Annotated in this window: 10 protein-coding genes; 4 read left to right on the top strand and 6 right to left on the bottom strand. The window is 72.0% G+C overall.

All coding sequences use genetic code 11. The features are described from left to right. The first annotated feature begins 231 nt into the window (after positions 1 to 231). Entirely contained in the window at positions 232 to 1,614 is a 1,383-nt protein-coding gene (locus ACFVYS_RS36645; RefSeq protein ID WP_389509228.1) for a cysteine desulfurase/sulfurtransferase TusA family protein, read from the top strand. A gap of 1 nt (position 1,615) precedes the next feature. Here ACFVYS_RS36645 and ACFVYS_RS36640 read toward each other — a convergent pair whose 3' ends face one another. Beyond that, complete coding sequence (locus ACFVYS_RS36640) at positions 1,616 to 2,590, bottom strand: carbohydrate kinase family protein (protein WP_020130005.1); 975 nt, start codon at positions 2,588 to 2,590, stop codon at positions 1,616 to 1,618. Between the two features lie 130 nt (positions 2,591 to 2,720). Between ACFVYS_RS36640 and ACFVYS_RS36635 the strand changes: the two genes are divergently transcribed. Beyond that, positions 2,721 to 2,930 carry a hypothetical protein gene (locus ACFVYS_RS36635; protein WP_267020338.1) on the top strand — a complete coding sequence of 70 codons (210 nt, stop codon included), beginning with the start codon at positions 2,721 to 2,723 and terminating at the stop codon, positions 2,928 to 2,930. Between the two features lie 129 nt (positions 2,931 to 3,059). Continuing rightward, complete coding sequence (locus ACFVYS_RS36630; protein ID WP_389509227.1) at positions 3,060 to 4,937, top strand: hypothetical protein; 1,878 nt, start codon at positions 3,060 to 3,062, stop codon at positions 4,935 to 4,937. 96 nt (positions 4,938 to 5,033) lie between these two features. On the opposite strand, the gene ACFVYS_RS36625 is transcribed toward ACFVYS_RS36630, so the two are convergent. After that, on the bottom strand, positions 5,034 to 5,390 hold the full coding sequence (locus ACFVYS_RS36625; RefSeq protein WP_015033024.1) for an iron-sulfur cluster assembly accessory protein: 357 nt from the start codon (positions 5,388 to 5,390) through the stop codon (positions 5,034 to 5,036). Between the two features lie 277 nt (positions 5,391 to 5,667). On the opposite strand from ACFVYS_RS36625, the gene nadA reads away from it, so the two are divergent. Continuing rightward, entirely contained in the window at positions 5,668 to 6,852 is a 1,185-nt protein-coding gene (gene nadA, locus ACFVYS_RS36620; RefSeq protein WP_389509225.1) for a quinolinate synthase NadA, read from the top strand. Between the two features lie 63 nt (positions 6,853 to 6,915). Here nadA and ACFVYS_RS36615 read toward each other — a convergent pair whose 3' ends face one another. From ACFVYS_RS36615 to ACFVYS_RS36600, 4 genes are all read right to left on the bottom strand, one after another. After that, entirely contained in the window at positions 6,916 to 9,153 is a 2,238-nt protein-coding gene (locus ACFVYS_RS36615; protein WP_389509223.1) for a PQQ-binding-like beta-propeller repeat protein, read from the bottom strand. A 94-nt stretch (positions 9,154 to 9,247) separates the two neighbouring features. Then, on the bottom strand, positions 9,248 to 12,355 hold the full coding sequence (locus ACFVYS_RS36610) for an efflux RND transporter permease subunit (RefSeq protein WP_389509221.1): 3,108 nt from the start codon (positions 12,353 to 12,355) through the stop codon (positions 9,248 to 9,250). 256 nt (positions 12,356 to 12,611) lie between these two features. Then, positions 12,612 to 13,295: a response regulator gene (locus ACFVYS_RS36605; RefSeq protein WP_389509219.1), complete on the bottom strand. Its 684-nt coding sequence runs from the start codon at positions 13,293 to 13,295 to the stop codon at positions 12,612 to 12,614. Beyond that, on the bottom strand, positions 13,292 to 14,515 hold the full coding sequence (locus ACFVYS_RS36600) for a sensor histidine kinase (protein WP_389509217.1): 1,224 nt from the start codon (positions 14,513 to 14,515) through the stop codon (positions 13,292 to 13,294). The genes ACFVYS_RS36605 and ACFVYS_RS36600 overlap by 4 nt, the downstream gene beginning before the upstream one ends. Between the last annotated feature and the right edge of the window lie 53 nt (positions 14,516 to 14,568).

Raw genomic sequence — 14,568 nt, 5'->3', positions numbered from 1 at the left:
CCCTAGCCGACGCCCTTCGGGGGTTCGCGGGGAGGGTGGCATACGCGCCGTGGGTCACCCCGAAGGGGTGGGATGAGCGCCTGATAGTGCCTCATAGCTCGTCAATGCGGCATGTATGACGGCTGCGGGCCTCCTGGGGCCTGTCGCGCCCGCGCGGCGGAGCCGCGGATCGGAACGGTCCCGCGTCCCCGGGGTGGGGTACCGGTCCCACCGGCGCTTTACCGTTGCCGTGTGTCCTACTTCGACGCCGCTTCTGCCGCTCCCCTGCATCCCGTGGCCCGCCAGGCCCTGTTGGCCTCGCTCGACGAGGGGTGGGCCGACCCCGCCCGCCTGTACCGGGAAGGGCGGCGGGCGCGGATGCTGCTGGACGCCGCCCGGGAGGCGGCCGCCGAGGCGGTGGGCTGCCGGCCGGACGAACTGGTCTTCACCGCTTCCGGAACGCGGGCCGTGCACACCGGGATCGCGGGCGCGCTGGCCGGGCGCCGACGGGTCGGACGTCACCTGATCGTGTCAGCCGTCGAACACTCCTCGGTACTCCATTCGGCAGAGGCGTTCGAGGCGGAGGGCGGGGCGGTGACCCGGGTGCCGGTGGTCAGGACCGGTGCCGTCGCCGTCGAGTCGTACGCCGACGCCCTGCGGTCCGACACGGCGCTGGCCTGTCTCCAGTCGGCCAACCACGAGGTGGGGACCGAGCAGCCGGTGGCGGCCGTGGCCGAGCTGTGCCGGGCGGCGGGGGTGCCGCTGCTGGTGGACGCGGCGCAGTCGCTCGGCTGGGGGCCCGTGGAGGGGCCCTGGTCGCTGCTGGCGGCGAGCGCGCACAAGTGGGGCGGGCCGTCCGGGGTGGGGCTTCTCGCGGTGCGCAAGGGGGCGCGGTTCGCCGTCCAAGGGCCGGTGGACGAGCGGGAGTCGGGGCGAGCGGCCGGGTTCGAGAACCTTCCGGCGATCGTGGCCGCGGCGGCCTCGCTGCGGGCGGTGCGGGCGGAGGCGGCCGCCGAGGCGGTACGGCTGCGGGAGCTGACGGCGCGGATCCGCGCGCGGGTGGCGGCCGTCGTACCGGATGTGGAGGTCGTCGGGGATCCGCTGCGGCGGCTGCCCGGGATCGTCACCTTCTCCTGTCTGTACGTCGACGGGGAGGCGCTGCTGCACGAGTTGGACCGGGAGGGGTTCTCCGTCTCCTCCGGGTCGTCCTGCACCAGCAGCACGCTGACGCCCAGCCATGTGCTGAGGGCGATGGGGGTGCTGAGTGAGGGAAACGTGCGGGTTTCGTTGCCGACGGGGGTCGCCGAGGAGGACGTCGAGCGGTTCCTCGCCGTGCTGCCGGGGGCGGTGGCGGGGGTGCGGGAGAAGCTCGGGGCGCCCGCTGCGGTGACCGGTGCCGGTGTACGCGGCGACGAGCTCGTCGTGGACGCGCTGGGCAAGCGGTGTCCGATTCCCGTCATCGAGCTGGCGAAGGTCATCGGCGAGGTGCCGGTCGGGGGCACGGTACGGGTGCTGTCCGACGACGAGGCGGCCCGTCTGGACATCCCCGCCTGGTGCGAGATGCGGGACCAGGAGTACGTCGGTGAGGAGCCGGCGGACCGCGGCTCGGCCTATGTGGTCCGCCGGCTGTCCTGAATCAGGCCAGGTGCTTGCGGACCTCGGTTGCGGCCTCGTCGCCGTAGGCCTTGGTGAAGCGGTCCATGAAGTGGGCGCGGCGCAGCTGGTACTCCTGGGTGCCCACCGTCTCGATCACGAGAGTGGCGAGCATGCAGCCGATCTGCGCGGCACGCTCGTGGGAGACGCCCCAGGCCAGGCCGGAGAGGAAGCCGGCGCGGAAGGCGTCGCCGACGCCCGTGGGCTCGACCTTGGCCTCCTCCTCCGGGCAGCCGACCTCGATCGGGTCCTCGCCGGCCCGCTCGATACGGACGCCGCGCGAGCCGAGGGTGGTGACGCGGTGGCCGACCTTGGAGAGGATCTCGGCGTCCGTCCAGCCCGTCTTGGACTCGATGAGGCCCTTCTCGTACTCGTTGGAGAACAGGTACGTCGCGCCCTCCAGCAGTATCCGGATCTCGTCGCCGTTCATACGGGCGATCTGCTGGGAGAAGTCGGCCGCGAAGGGGATCGACCGGGTACGGCACTCCTCGGTGTGCCGGAGCATCGCCTCCGGGTCGTCGGCGCCGATCAGGACCAGGTCCAGGCCGCCCACCCGGTCGGCGACGGTCTTCAGCTCGATGAGGCGGGCCTCGCTCATCGCTCCGGTGTAGAAGGAGCCGATCTGGTTGTGGTCGGCGTCGGTGGTGCACACGAAACGGGCGGTGTGCAGGGTCTCGGAGATCCGGACCGACCCGGTGTCGACGCCGTGCCGGTCGAGCCAGGCCCGGTACTCGTCGAAGTCCGCGCCCGCGGCGCCGACCAGGATCGGGTCGGTCCCCAGCTGGCCCATGCCGAAGGCGATGTTCGCGCCCACGCCGCCCCGGCGCACGTCCAGGTTGTCGACCAGGAAGGAGAGCGAGACCGTGTGCAGCTGGTCCGCGACGAGCTGGTCGGCGAAGCGGCCGGGGAACGTCATGAGGTGGTCGGTGGCGATGGAGCCGGTGACTGCGATGCGCACGGCGTGGACTCTCCTGAGGGGAGGGGGATTGACAGTTCACGCTACCCGGTGGATCCGCGCCACTGAAGCAGCCGAAACTACCCGATAGTAGATCTTTCTTCGCGGCCTCCGGCGTGCATACGGTTCGGCTATGACGAACCTCAAGGTCCACGCCCCCGCTCCGGCCGACCTCGACGGCGACCTGGCGTCGCTGCGCGGTGACGGCGCCCGGATGGCTCGGCACTGGGCCGCCCCGGAGAAGATCACTTCCCGTCCGGTCTCCCCGTCACTCATTCTCGGCGTGATCGTTCCGGCGGCGTCGGCGCGGCTCCTGGAGGCGATGCCGGACTACGGCAACTAGGGGTAATCCCTCGATTTCCTTCGGTACGGCGCTCGGAAGGGAACCGTGCGCTCCCCCGTCGCGTCCCATCGCCGTCCCCCGTAAAGGGGATGTGAGGTACGCCAGCAGGGCAGCCGAAGGAGCGATGCGGTGAACACCGAGCGACCCGAGAACGACGACGCCGCGCGCGAGCCGGAGGAGACGGGTTCGGAGACGGCCGAGGCCGAGGTCCGCGAGACCGAGGCCCAGGAAGCGCGGGCCGAGGACGCGCCGACCGAGGAGGCGCCGGCCGCGGAGACCGGCGTTGTGGACGAGGAGGCCGGCCCGACCGGCACCCCGGCCGGCTCCGACGCCGGGGCTCCCGCCGTTTCCGAGGGCGGCACCACCGCCAAGACCGACACCGCGGACACCGGCACCGCGGACGCCACTACCGCGGACACCGACGCCGACGCCGGTGAGCAGGCCGCTGCGGCCGAGGCCGGTGTCGGCGCCGACACCGGCGCCGGTGTCGGCGGGGTGCCGGGCGATTCCGGCTCCGGCGCGGACGAGCACGTCGTCGGGCCGGTGGCCGAGGGCGTGCCCCCGGCCGGACCGCGCCGCCGCTCCCCCGTGCTCATCGCCTCCGTCGCGGCCGCCGTGCTGCTGGTGGGCGGAGGCGGGGCCTATCTGACCTCCAGCGCGGTCGGCGGCTCCGGCGGGAACGCCGGTTCCGGGGCGCCGTCCGGGGACGGCACGCCCGCGGCACTCCTTCTGGACGACTACTCCGGGGGTACGGGTACGGGTACCGATACCCCCGAGGGCGGTACGAGCGGCATCGCCCCCGGTGAGCCGAACCCCTACGGGGTGACCTACAAGGCCGCGGGCACCCTTCCCGACGGTCCCGGCTCCGCGCCGGTGTACTGGGCGAAGGGCGAGGTCACCAAGGACGAGGTGGCCCGGCTGGCTAAGGCGCTGGGGGCCGAGGGGACGCCGGTCGTCGACGGCGAGGCGTGGAAGGTCGGCGCCGGGAACGACGGTTCCGGCCCGGTGCTGCGGGTGAACCGGCAGGCACCGGGGATGTGGACCTTCACCCGGTACGCGCCCGGCACCGACAACTGCACGGCCGGCACCGACAAGTGCACCGTGACTCCCTCGGCCGAGTCCGGCGCCCCGGTGAGCGAGGCGGCCGCGAAGAAGGCGGCGGCGCCGGTTCTCGAGGCGGTCGGGCAGGACGGCGCCCAGCTGGACGCGAGCCAGGTCATGGGCAGCCGGCGGGTGGTGAACGCCGAGCCGGTGTTCGGCGGGCTGCCCACCTACGGCTGGACGACCGGGATCAGCGTCGGCGCCCAGGGCGAGGTGGTCGGCGGGAACGGGCAGCTCGAAACGCCGGTGAAGGGCGACACGTACCCGCTGCTGAGCGCGCGGGAGGCGCTGGACGCGTTGAACGCGGCGCCGGGGACGGACCACCGCATGGGCATCGGCGGCTGTGCCAGTCCGGTGCCGCTGAAGGACCGGCTGGAGAGCCCCTGCGGTGCGTCGACGACGGCTCCCCAGGGGCAGACGGCGACGGTCGAGGACGCGGTGCTCGGGCTCGCCCCGCACACCTCGGGCGGACGGCAGGTGCTCGTGCCGTCCTGGCTGTTCGACGTGAAGGGCTCGGGGGCCGCGGACGGCTACACGGTGACGCAGCCGGCCGTCGAGCCGACCTATCTGAAGTCCGCCACGACGCCCACGCCGACGCCGACCGCTTCCTCGGGCACGCGGGACGTGAAGGTGGACGGCTACACCGCCGAGGGCGACGACCTGGTCGTGAGCTTCACCGGCGGGGTGTGCGGCGACTACAAGGCCACGGCGGCCGAGAGCGGTGACGAGGTGAAGGTCACCGTGACCGAGACGCCCTGGAAGGACAAGGTCTGCATCCTGATCGCCAAGGAGTACCACCAGACCGTGCACCTGAACGAGTCGCTGGGCAGCCGGAAGGTCGTCGGGTCGGACGGCGCGGCGATCCCGCTGGAGAAGGCGGGCGCGCGGCTGCCGCAGGCCCAGTAGCGCCCGGTAGCCGTTCGCGCGGCGCGAACGCGAAGGCGGCGGCCCCGTTGGAGGGGGCCGCCGCCTTCGTGTCGTTCAGCGGTGCGAACGGGCGACCTAGCTGAAGGAGTCGCCGCAGGCGCAGGAGCCCGTCGCGTTCGGGTTGTCGATCGTGAAGCCCTGCTTCTCGATGGTGTCGACGAAGTCGATGGAGGCGCCGCCCAGGTACGGGGCGCTCATCCGGTCGGTGACGACCTTGACGCCGTCGAAGTCCTTCACCACGTCACCGTCGAGCGAACGCTCGTCGAAGAAGAGCTGGTAGCGCAGGCCGGAGCAGCCGCCGGGCTGAACGGCGACGCGCAGTGCCAGGTCCTCGCGGCCTTCCTGGTCGAGCAGGGCCTTGACCTTCGCCGCGGCAGCGTCGGACAGGAGGATGCCGTCGCTGACAGTGGTCTTCTCGTCCGATACGGACATCTACATCTCTCCCGGGTTGTACGGAGACTGCTTGCCGACGTTTCCAACCGTCGGGACCGCGGATTCATTCCGCGCCGAGGAGTCGTGTTTCCACTTCTTTCCTCTTCTTGCCTTTCATGCTCGCACACGCGCGATGCGGCGGACAGCGGCCTCCGGAGCGGCGCCGTCCGGGGCGCGGGATTCACGTCACATCGACGCGATGACCATCGTCAAAGTGACGTGAAGCGGGTTATGATAGATAACGTCAGATCGACGAAAAGTAGAAAAGGTGCGTGCCGTGACCACCGCCCAGACCACGGAGCTCGACGTACAGCCGACTCCGCTCGCCCTGTTGCTGCTCGGCCGTGAGGCCGACCCGAGGAGCGAGCGGGGCGTCGAGTGCCCCGGCGACCTGCCCTCGCCCTCGGACCCGGACCTGGTCGCGCGGGCCCGCGCCGCCAAGGAGAAGCTCGGTGACAAGGTCTTCGTGCTGGGCCACCACTACCAGCGCGACGAGGTCATCCAGTTCGCCGACGTCACGGGCGACTCCTTCAAGCTGGCCAAGGACGCGGCCGCCCGCCCGGAGGCCGAGTACATCGTGTTCTGCGGTGTGCACTTCATGGCCGAGTCCGCGGACATCCTGACGTCCGACGACCAGAAGGTGGTCCTCCCCGACCTCGCCGCCGGCTGCTCGATGGCCGACATGGCCACCGCCGAGCAGGTCGCCGAGTGCTGGGACGTGCTGACCGAGGCCGGTATAGCCGAGCAGGTCGTGCCCGTCTCGTACATGAACTCGTCCGCGGACATCAAGGCGTTCACGGGCAAGCACGGCGGCACGATCTGCACCTCCTCCAACGCCCAGCGGGCCCTGGAGTGGGCCTTCGAGCAGGGCGAGAAGATCCTCTTCCTGCCGGACCAGCACCTCGGCCGCAACACCGCCGTACGGGACATGGGCCTGTCCCTGGAGGACTGCGTCCTGTACAACCCGCACAAGCCCAACGGCGGGCTGACCGCCGAGCAGCTGCGCGACGCGAAGATGATCCTGTGGCGGGGCCACTGCTCGGTGCACGGCCGCTTCAGCCTGGAGTCGGTCGAGGACGTCCGCGCCCGGATCCCCGGGGTGAACGTGCTCGTGCACCCCGAGTGCCGGCACGAGGTCGTGGCCGCGGCGGACTACGTCGGCTCGACCGAGTACATCATCAAGGCGCTGGAGGCGGCCCCGGCCGGCTCGAAGTGGGCCATCGGCACGGAGCTGAACCTGGTGCGCCGGCTGGCGAACCGCTTCGCGCCCGAGGGCAAGGAGATCGTCTTCCTCGACAAGACGGTGTGCTTCTGCTCGACGATGAACCGGATCGACCTCCCCCACCTGGTCTGGACCCTGGAGTCCCTCGCCGAGGGCAAGCTGGTCAACCGGATCCAGGTCGACCGGGAGACCGAGACGTTCGCGAAGCTGGCGCTGGAGCGGATGCTGGCGCTGCCGTAGCCGCACCGCCCTGGCACCCCTGGCCCACCGGCCCCTGACGTCGCCGGACGCGGTGGGCCCGGATCACCCCGACAGCGGCTCCTGGTCGGGGTGGGCCGGGTCCAGCGTGAAGACCGTCCCGTCGGGGCTGAGCACCACCAGGGCGCCCTGGTCGAGGTAGATCTGCGCCGAGGAGTAGTCGGCCCCGACGACCTGCTCGGCCCACGCGGCGGACTCCCACAGCAGGTCGCCCGTCTCGAGGTCGACGGCCGCGACCCGCCCGGAGGCACTGGCCGCGAACACCGCCTGCCCCTGGCCGTCGGCGACGGGTGTGCCGGGCTGCTCGAGGATCGTCGAGGTCTGCCACAGCCGCTCCCCGGTCTCGGGCGCGTGGGCGACCAACTGCCCCGCGGAGGACGCGAAACAGAGCACTCCGCCCACCAGGGCCACCCGGCCGCGCGGGCTGTCCGGCAGCGTCTTCCTCCGTACGTCGCCGGTGTCCGGGTCGATCAGCACGACCTCGCCGTACGCCGACTCCCCGGAGTTCCCGAGGTCCCGGGGCACGCCCGCCACGAAGGCCAGATCGCCGCCGACGGCGCCGACGTACTCGACGTCGCCGTCCGGCACGCTCACCTTCCGGGTCGAGCCGTCGGCCGGGTCGACGGCGTAGAACACGGTGCGCGACGGGGTACCCGCGTCGGAGCAGCCGGCGTACGGGACGCCGTCGACGTCGTAGAACCGGCAGCCGTAGCTGGCCGCGACGGGCAGGGTGGCCGTCCAGCGCTTGCTGCCGTCGCGCAGTGCGCGGGCGGTCACGCGGTAGCCGTCCGCGGTCATCAGCAGATCGCCCACGACCGCGGGGTCGACACGGCCCGTCTGGTTCAACGGGCGCGACCAGATCCGCTTGCCGGTGGTGGCGTCGAGGGCGACGGCGGTGGGGATCTGGCCGTTGCCCGCGCTGTTCAGCACCGACTGCGTTGCCACCAGCACGCCGTCGTGCACCCCGAGGACCGTGCTGTCGTACCTCTCCTGTGCCAGGCCCGAGGGCTGGGAGTCCGCCCGCCAGGCGAGACGGCCCGTCGTCCCGTCGACGCGGACCGGAAGGACGCCGTCGCCCCCGCAGTACAGGGCGTCCTTGCCCATCGCGCAGGACAGGGAGGTGCCGTAGGAAGTCCCGGCACCCTCCAGCGGCTTCGCCACCCCGCTCACGGCGGTGCCGTAGACCGAGGTCCGCCAGGGCTTCCAGCCGTTGGGCAGGGGGTCCCAGGCCATGGACTCGGAGCCCGTGCTGTCGGACTGCCCCGACCTCCCGCTGCCGGCGAACGGACCGAGGTCGAGCAGATAGCCGGTGAGGGTCACGGTCAGCAGGCCCGCCACTCCGGCGAGGACCGGCCACCGGCGCAGCCGGGAGCGCCGGCCGGTGCGGGGCGCGGCAACGGCCGGGCCCGGCTCCTCGTCCGCCGCGGGCGCGGGCGGCAGCCGCAGGGTCACCGTCTCCATGTCACCCGCCGCGGGTTCGGGCAGCGCCTCCGCGAACTCCCCGGCCAGCTCATCGAGTCCGGGCCGGTCGGCGGCCTCCTTGGCCAGACAGCGGGTCAGCACCGCGCGCAGCGGCTCGGCGACCGCGTCCACCTTCGGTTCCTCGTGCATCACCCGCCACGCCGTCAGATAGGGGCTGTCGGTGTCGAAGGGGCCGCGGCCGGTCGCGGCGAACACCAGCAGCGCGCCGAGGGAGAAGACGTCCGAGGCGGGGCCGACCGAGCGGGCGTCCTTGAACTGCTCCGGGGACATGAACGGCGGGGTGCCGATGGCGTGACCGGTCTCGGTGAGGGTCTGGTTCTCGGTGGCCCGGGAGATGCCGAAGTCGATGACCCGGGGGCCGTCCCCGGCCATCAGGACGTTGGAGGGCTTGAGGTCGCGGTGGACGACCCCGGCCCGGTGGATGTCCCGCAGCGCCTCCACCAGGCCCAGGGCCAGCCGGCGCAGCTCCGCGCCCTTCAGCGGGCCGTTGCCCCGGATGCGGGCGGAGAGCGCGGGTCCGGGCACGTACTGGGTGGCCATCCAGGGCCGTTCGGCCTCCGGATCGGCGTCCACGACCGGGGCGGTGAAGGCACCGCTCACCTTGCGGACGGCGTCGATCTCCTGCCGGAAGCGGGCCCGGAAGACCTTGTCCTCCGCGTACTGGGCGTGCACCACCTTGACGGCGACCTCACGCCCCGACCGGGACCGGCCCAGGTAGACGACGCCCATGCCACCGGATCCGATCCGGTCGACGATCCGGTATCCGCCGAGCGCCTTCGGGTCGTCCTTGTGCAGTGGCAACGCCCTGGTCCCCTTCCCCCGTCGAGCAGTGCGAGCAGTGAGAGCTCACAGGATATGTAACCCGTACGGGGGAAGGGGGTTCGGCGCGGCGGTGTCAGACTCCGGCCGGTTCCGGGGTCTTCTCGGGCTGCGCGGGCTGCTGCCGCTTCGCGGCACGCTTCTTCGCCCGGCGCTCCTTGCGGAGTTCGAGCATCGCGTACAGCGTCGGGACGAGCAGCAGGGTGAGCAGGGTCGAGCTGATCAGACCGCCGATCACGACCACCGCCAGCGGCTGGGCGATGAAGCCGCCCTCGCCGGTGACGCCCAGGGCCATCGGGAGCAGGGCGAAGATGGTCGCCAGCGCCGTCATGAGGATGGGGCGCAGCCGGTGCCGCCCGCCCTCGACCACGGCCTCGACCACGCCGTACCCCTGCTTGCGGTACTGGTTGACGAGGTCGATCAGGACGATCGCGTTGGTCACCACGATGCCGATGAGCATCAGCATGCCGATCATCGCCGGGACGCCCATCGGGGTGCCGGTGACGAGCAGCAGCCCGATGGCGCCGGTCGCCGCGAAGGGGATGGAGACCAGCAGGATCAGCGGCTGGACCAGCGACCGGAAGGTCGCCACCAGCAGCATGAAGACGATCGCGATCGCCGCGAGCATCGCCAGGGCGAGGTTCTTGAACGCGTCGTCCTGGTCCTGCGAGACCCCGCCGATCTCGGCCGTGGCACCCGCCGGGAGCTTCAGCGCGTCGAGCTTCGAGGCGAGGTCGGCGCTCACCGCGCCGGTGTTGTCGCCGGTCGGCTTCGCGGTGACGGTGGCCGCCCGGCGGCCGTCGATGCGGGTCATCGCGACCGGGCCGTCGACCAGTTCCACGGTGGCGATGTCACCGAGCTTCACCGTGCCCAGAGGCAGGGCCTCGAGCTGGGCGAGCGTCGCGGCGGGCTTCGCCGAGGTGATGACGACATCGCGCTCGGTGTCGTCCAGGACCGCCTTCGCGGCCGTCGTCCCACGGACCGCTTGGGCGACCGCCGCGCCCAGCGTCTGGTCGTCGAAGCCGGCCGCGGCGGCCTTGGCGTTCGCCTTGACCGAGATGCGCGGCACGCTCTGCGAGAGGTCGCTGGTCACGTCCGTGACGTCGTCGAGGCCGGCCACGGCCTTGCGGACCTGCTCGGCGGCCGTGCGCAGCACACCCGCGTCGGCCGCCTTCACGACGACGCTCAGGTCCTGGCTGCCGAAGCCGTCACCGGCGGTGACGGTGGTCGTGCCGATGCCGTCGAGCTTCTTCAGCCCGTCCTCGACCCGCTTCTGGACGTCCTTGTAGGAGGCGGAGTCCTCGATCATCACCTGGTAGGAGGCCTGGTTGGTGTCGGTGCCGCCGCCGAAGGCCGCCATGAAGCCGGAGGAGCCGACGGTGACCTGGTAGTCCTTCACGCCCTCGGTGCCGGCGAGGAGTTGCTCGACCCTCTTGGCCCGGGCGTCGGTCGCGGCCAGGCTGGTGCCCGGCTTCAGCTCCTGCTTGACCGTCAGGACCTGCTGCTCGCCCTGGTCGAAGAAGTTGGTCTTCAGCAGGGGCGCCATGGCGAAAGTCGCGATCAGCACGACGACCGCGATCGCCACGCTGGTGAGACGGCGCCGGGTGGCGAAGCGCAGCACGGGGACGTAGACGCGCTGGAGGCGGCTCTTCGCCTCCTTCTCCTCGGCCGCGCGGCGGGCTTCCTCGGCGTCCTCGGGGGTGCCCTTGGGGGCCCGCAGGAACCAGTACGACAGGACGGGGACGACCGTCAGCGAGACCAGCAGGGAGGCCAGCAGGGCCGCCGTCACGGTGAGGGAGAACGCGCCGAACAGGGCGCCCACCATGCCGCCGACCAGGCCGATCGGCAGGAACACGGCGACCGTGGTGAGGGTGGAGGAGGTGACCGCCCCGGCCACCTCGCGGACTGCCGTGATGATCGCGGACTGCCGCTCCTCGCCGTAGCCGAGGTGGCGCTTGATGTTCTCCAGGACGACGATCGAGTCGTCGACGACACGGCCGACGGCGATGGTCAGCGCGCCCAGCGTCAGCATGTTCAGCGAGAGGTCCCGCGTCCACAGGACGATCAGCGCCAGGACCACGGAGAGCGGGATGCTGACCGCCGTCACCAGCGTCGAGCGGATCGACGCCAGGAAGACCAGGATGACGAGGACGGCGAAGAGCAGACCGAGGGCGCCTTCCGTGGTCAGGCCCTCGATGGCCTTCGCGACGGCCGGACCGCTGTCGCTGACGACGGTGATCGTCGCGCCCGAGCCGAGGTCCTGGCGCAGGTCGGCCAGCTTCTCGTCGACGGCGTCGGAGATGGCGACCGCGCTGCCGTCGTGGTCCATGGTGACCATCACGGCGAGGCTGGGCTTGCCGTCCGTGCGGGTGAGGGAGTCCGCCGGGGCCTCCTCCTGCCGCACCGCGGCCACGTCACCGAGCCGGACCGGCTTTCGGCCGGCGAGCCCCGGGATCCGCAGGTCCCCGATCTGCGCGACGGACGTGTAGCCGCCGCCGACCTGGACCGTGCGGTTGCTGCCCGCCTCGTCGAAGGAGCCGGCCGGGACGGTCGCGCCGCCCGCCTGGAGCGCCTGGGCGAGGGACTGCGTGGTCAGACCGGCCTTCGCCAGTTTCGCGTCGTCCGGGGTGACGGAGACCTGGAGATCCCGGACCCCGGTGACGGTGACCTGGCCGACGCCGTCGATGTCCCGCAGCGCCGGGACGACGCTCCGGTCGAGCTGGTCGGCGAGGGCCTGCTGGTCCCGGTCGGAGGCGACCGCGAGGACGACGGTCGGCATGTCGTCGGTGGAACCGGCGACGACCTGCGGGTCCACGGCGTCAGGGAGCTGGACGCGGGCCCGGTTCACGGCCTGCTGGACGTCGGCGACGAGCTGCTTGGTGTCGTTGCCGTAGTCGAAGGACGCCACGATCACGGCGTTGCCCTCGCTCGCCGTGGAGGTGACGCCGGTGATGCCGTCGACCCCCTCGAGGTTGTCCTCGATCGGCTCGATGACCTGCTTCTCGACGACGTCCGGGGAGGCGCCCTGGTAGGGCGCGAGGACGGAGACCATCGGGAGTTCGATGGTGGGCAGGAGCTGCTGTTTCAGTTGCGGGATCGCGATCGCGCCGAAGGCGATCGCGACGATGGACATGAGGCCTATCAGGGCCCGTTGCGCGAGGCTGAAGCGGGACAGCCAGGACATGGGTACGGGTCTCGTCTCTGTGAGCGGCAGAAGCGGTGCCAGGCGTGACGGGTGTGGAACACGCGTGACAGGTGCGGCACGCGTGACAGGAGTGACACGCATGACAGGAGTGACACGCATGACAGGAGTGACAGGCGTGACGGGTGTGACACGTGTGGCCTCTTCACCCTGGGCCATGCCGGTACGGCGATCCGTACGCTCCAGGTCTATTTACTTATCCCGCGCCTACTCCGGGCGCAGTACGGCAGGGCCGGGGTCACTCCACCCTCGGACGTACCAGCCCCGACTCGTACGCGATCACCACGAGCTGCGCCCGGTCGCGTGCGCCCAGCTTGGCCATGGCCCGGTTGACGTGCGTCTTCACGGTGAGCGGGCTGACCTCGAGGCGCTCGGCGATCTCGTCGTTGGAGTGGCCGCCGGCGACCTGCACGAGGACCTCGCGCTCGCGCACGGTGAGCGCGTCCAGCCGGGCCGAGCGGGCCGGGTCGTGGTCGTCGTCCAGCGCGCCGCCCTGGGCCAGGAAGCGGGCGATCAGACCCTTGGTGGCGGTCGGCGAGAGCAGGGCCTCCCCGCCGGCGGCGACCCGTATCGCGCTCAGCAGCTCCTCCGGCTCGCTGCCCTTGCCGAGGAAGCCGGAGGCGCCGGCCCGCAGCGACTGCACCACGTAGTCATCGACCTCGAACGTCGTCAGGATGACCACCCTGACGTGCGCGAGGGAGGGATCGGCGCTGATCAGCCGGGTGGCGGCGAGACCGTCCGTGCCGGGCATGCGGATGTCCATCAGGACGACGTCGGCGCGCTCCTCCTTGGCCAGCCGGACCGCCTCGGCGCCGTCGGACGCCTCGCCGACCACCTCCATGTCGGACTCCGAGTCGACGAGCACGCGGAACGCGCTGCGCAGCAGCGCCTGGTCGTCGGCGAGCAGGACACGGATGGTCATGCGTTCTCCCCCGTGGTGGCCGTGCGGGTCTTGACCGGCAGGATCGCATGGACGCGGAAGCCGCCTCCGTAGCGGGGACCGGTGGTGAGGGTGCCGCGCAGCGCGGTGACGCGCTCGCGCATGCCGAGCAGGCCGTGGCCGCCGCCGGCCGCCGGGGGCCCGTCGTCCGCGGGACGCCCGTTGTCGAGGACCGTGACCTCGATGTTCGGTCCCACGCGTACGACGCTGACCTCGGCCTTCGCCCCGGAACCCGCGTGCTTCTGGACGTTGGTGAGGGCTTCCTGGATGACCCGGTAGGCGGCCAGGTCGACGGCGGCCGGGAGCTTGGTCCCGTGGTCGGTACGGGCCACCTCGACCTGGAGGCCGGCGCTGCGGAAGGTGCCGGCCAGTTCGTCGAGCCGGTCCAGGCCGGGTGCGGGCTCGGTGGGGGCCTCGGGGTCGCCGGACTGGCGCAGCAGCCCGACGGTGGCCCGCAGTTCGTTGAGCGCGGAGCGGCTGGCTTCGCGGACGTGCGCGAGGGCCTCCTTGGCCTGGTCGGGCCGCTTGTCCATGACATGCGCGGCGACTCCGGCCTGGACGTTGACCAGGGCGATGTGGTGGGCGACGACGTCGTGCAGGTCGCGGGCGATGCGCAGGCGCTCCTCGGCGACCCGGCGGCGGGCCTCCTCCTCCCGGGTGCGTTCCGCGCGCTCGGCGCGGTCCCGGATGGCCTGGACGACGGCCCGGCGGCTGCGGACCGCGTCTCCGGCGGTGGCGCCGATGCCGGTCCAGGCGAGGATCCCCAGGTTCTCCTGGGCGTACCAGGGCAGCGGTCCGGCGAGCATGGCCGCGCCCGTGAGGATCGTCATGGTGAGCAGACCGGCGCGCACCGTGGTGGCGCGGTCGGTGGTGGCGGCGACGGTGAAGAGGGCGATCACGGCGGACATGGCGACGGGGGCCCGGGGGTCGCCGGTGACGGACTCGGTCACGGAGGCGGCGCCGGTGAGGGCGAGGACCGTCATGGGGGCGCTGCGGCGGAAGACGAGGGCGACGGCGGAGAGGGTCATCAGGAGCAGGCTGAGCGGGTCCGGGCTGCGGATGCGCCAGCTGACGCCGTGCCCTCCGTGGGGGTCGACGAAGGAGCCGGCCAGCATGCAGAGCAGTACGCCTGCGGCCAGGCCGGCGTCCAGGGCGAGGGGGTGGGCCTTGAGCCGGCACTCGGCCCGGGAAAGGAGGGTCACTTTGTAGTTGCCGTCGCTTTCCTTGCCGTAGCTGGGGGCTGGCGCCCCCAGAC

The sequence above is a fragment of the Streptomyces sp. NPDC058295 genome, from assembly GCF_042880655.1.
In the GTDB taxonomy this organism is placed as follows: domain Bacteria; phylum Actinomycetota; class Actinomycetes; order Streptomycetales; family Streptomycetaceae; genus Streptomyces; species Streptomyces coriariae.
The sequence above is the reverse complement of the archived record's forward strand: the minus strand, read 5'-3'. Positions and strand labels throughout refer to the sequence as shown.

What these genes read in the sequence shown, in the direction of transcription:
- ACFVYS_RS36625 (WP_015033024.1), bottom strand. Translation starts at nt 5,390, where the DNA reads ATGTCCGTATCGGACGAGAAGACCACTGTCAGCGACGGCATCCTCCTG.
- ACFVYS_RS36610 (WP_389509221.1), bottom strand. Translation starts at nt 12,355, where the DNA reads ATGTCCTGGCTGTCCCGCTTCAGCCTCGCGCAACGGGCCCTGATAGGC.
- ACFVYS_RS36635 (WP_267020338.1), top strand. Translation starts at nt 2,721, where the DNA reads ATGACGAACCTCAAGGTCCACGCCCCCGCTCCGGCCGACCTCGACGGC.
- ACFVYS_RS36605 (WP_389509219.1), bottom strand. Translation starts at nt 13,295, where the DNA reads ATGACCATCCGTGTCCTGCTCGCCGACGACCAGGCGCTGCTGCGCAGC.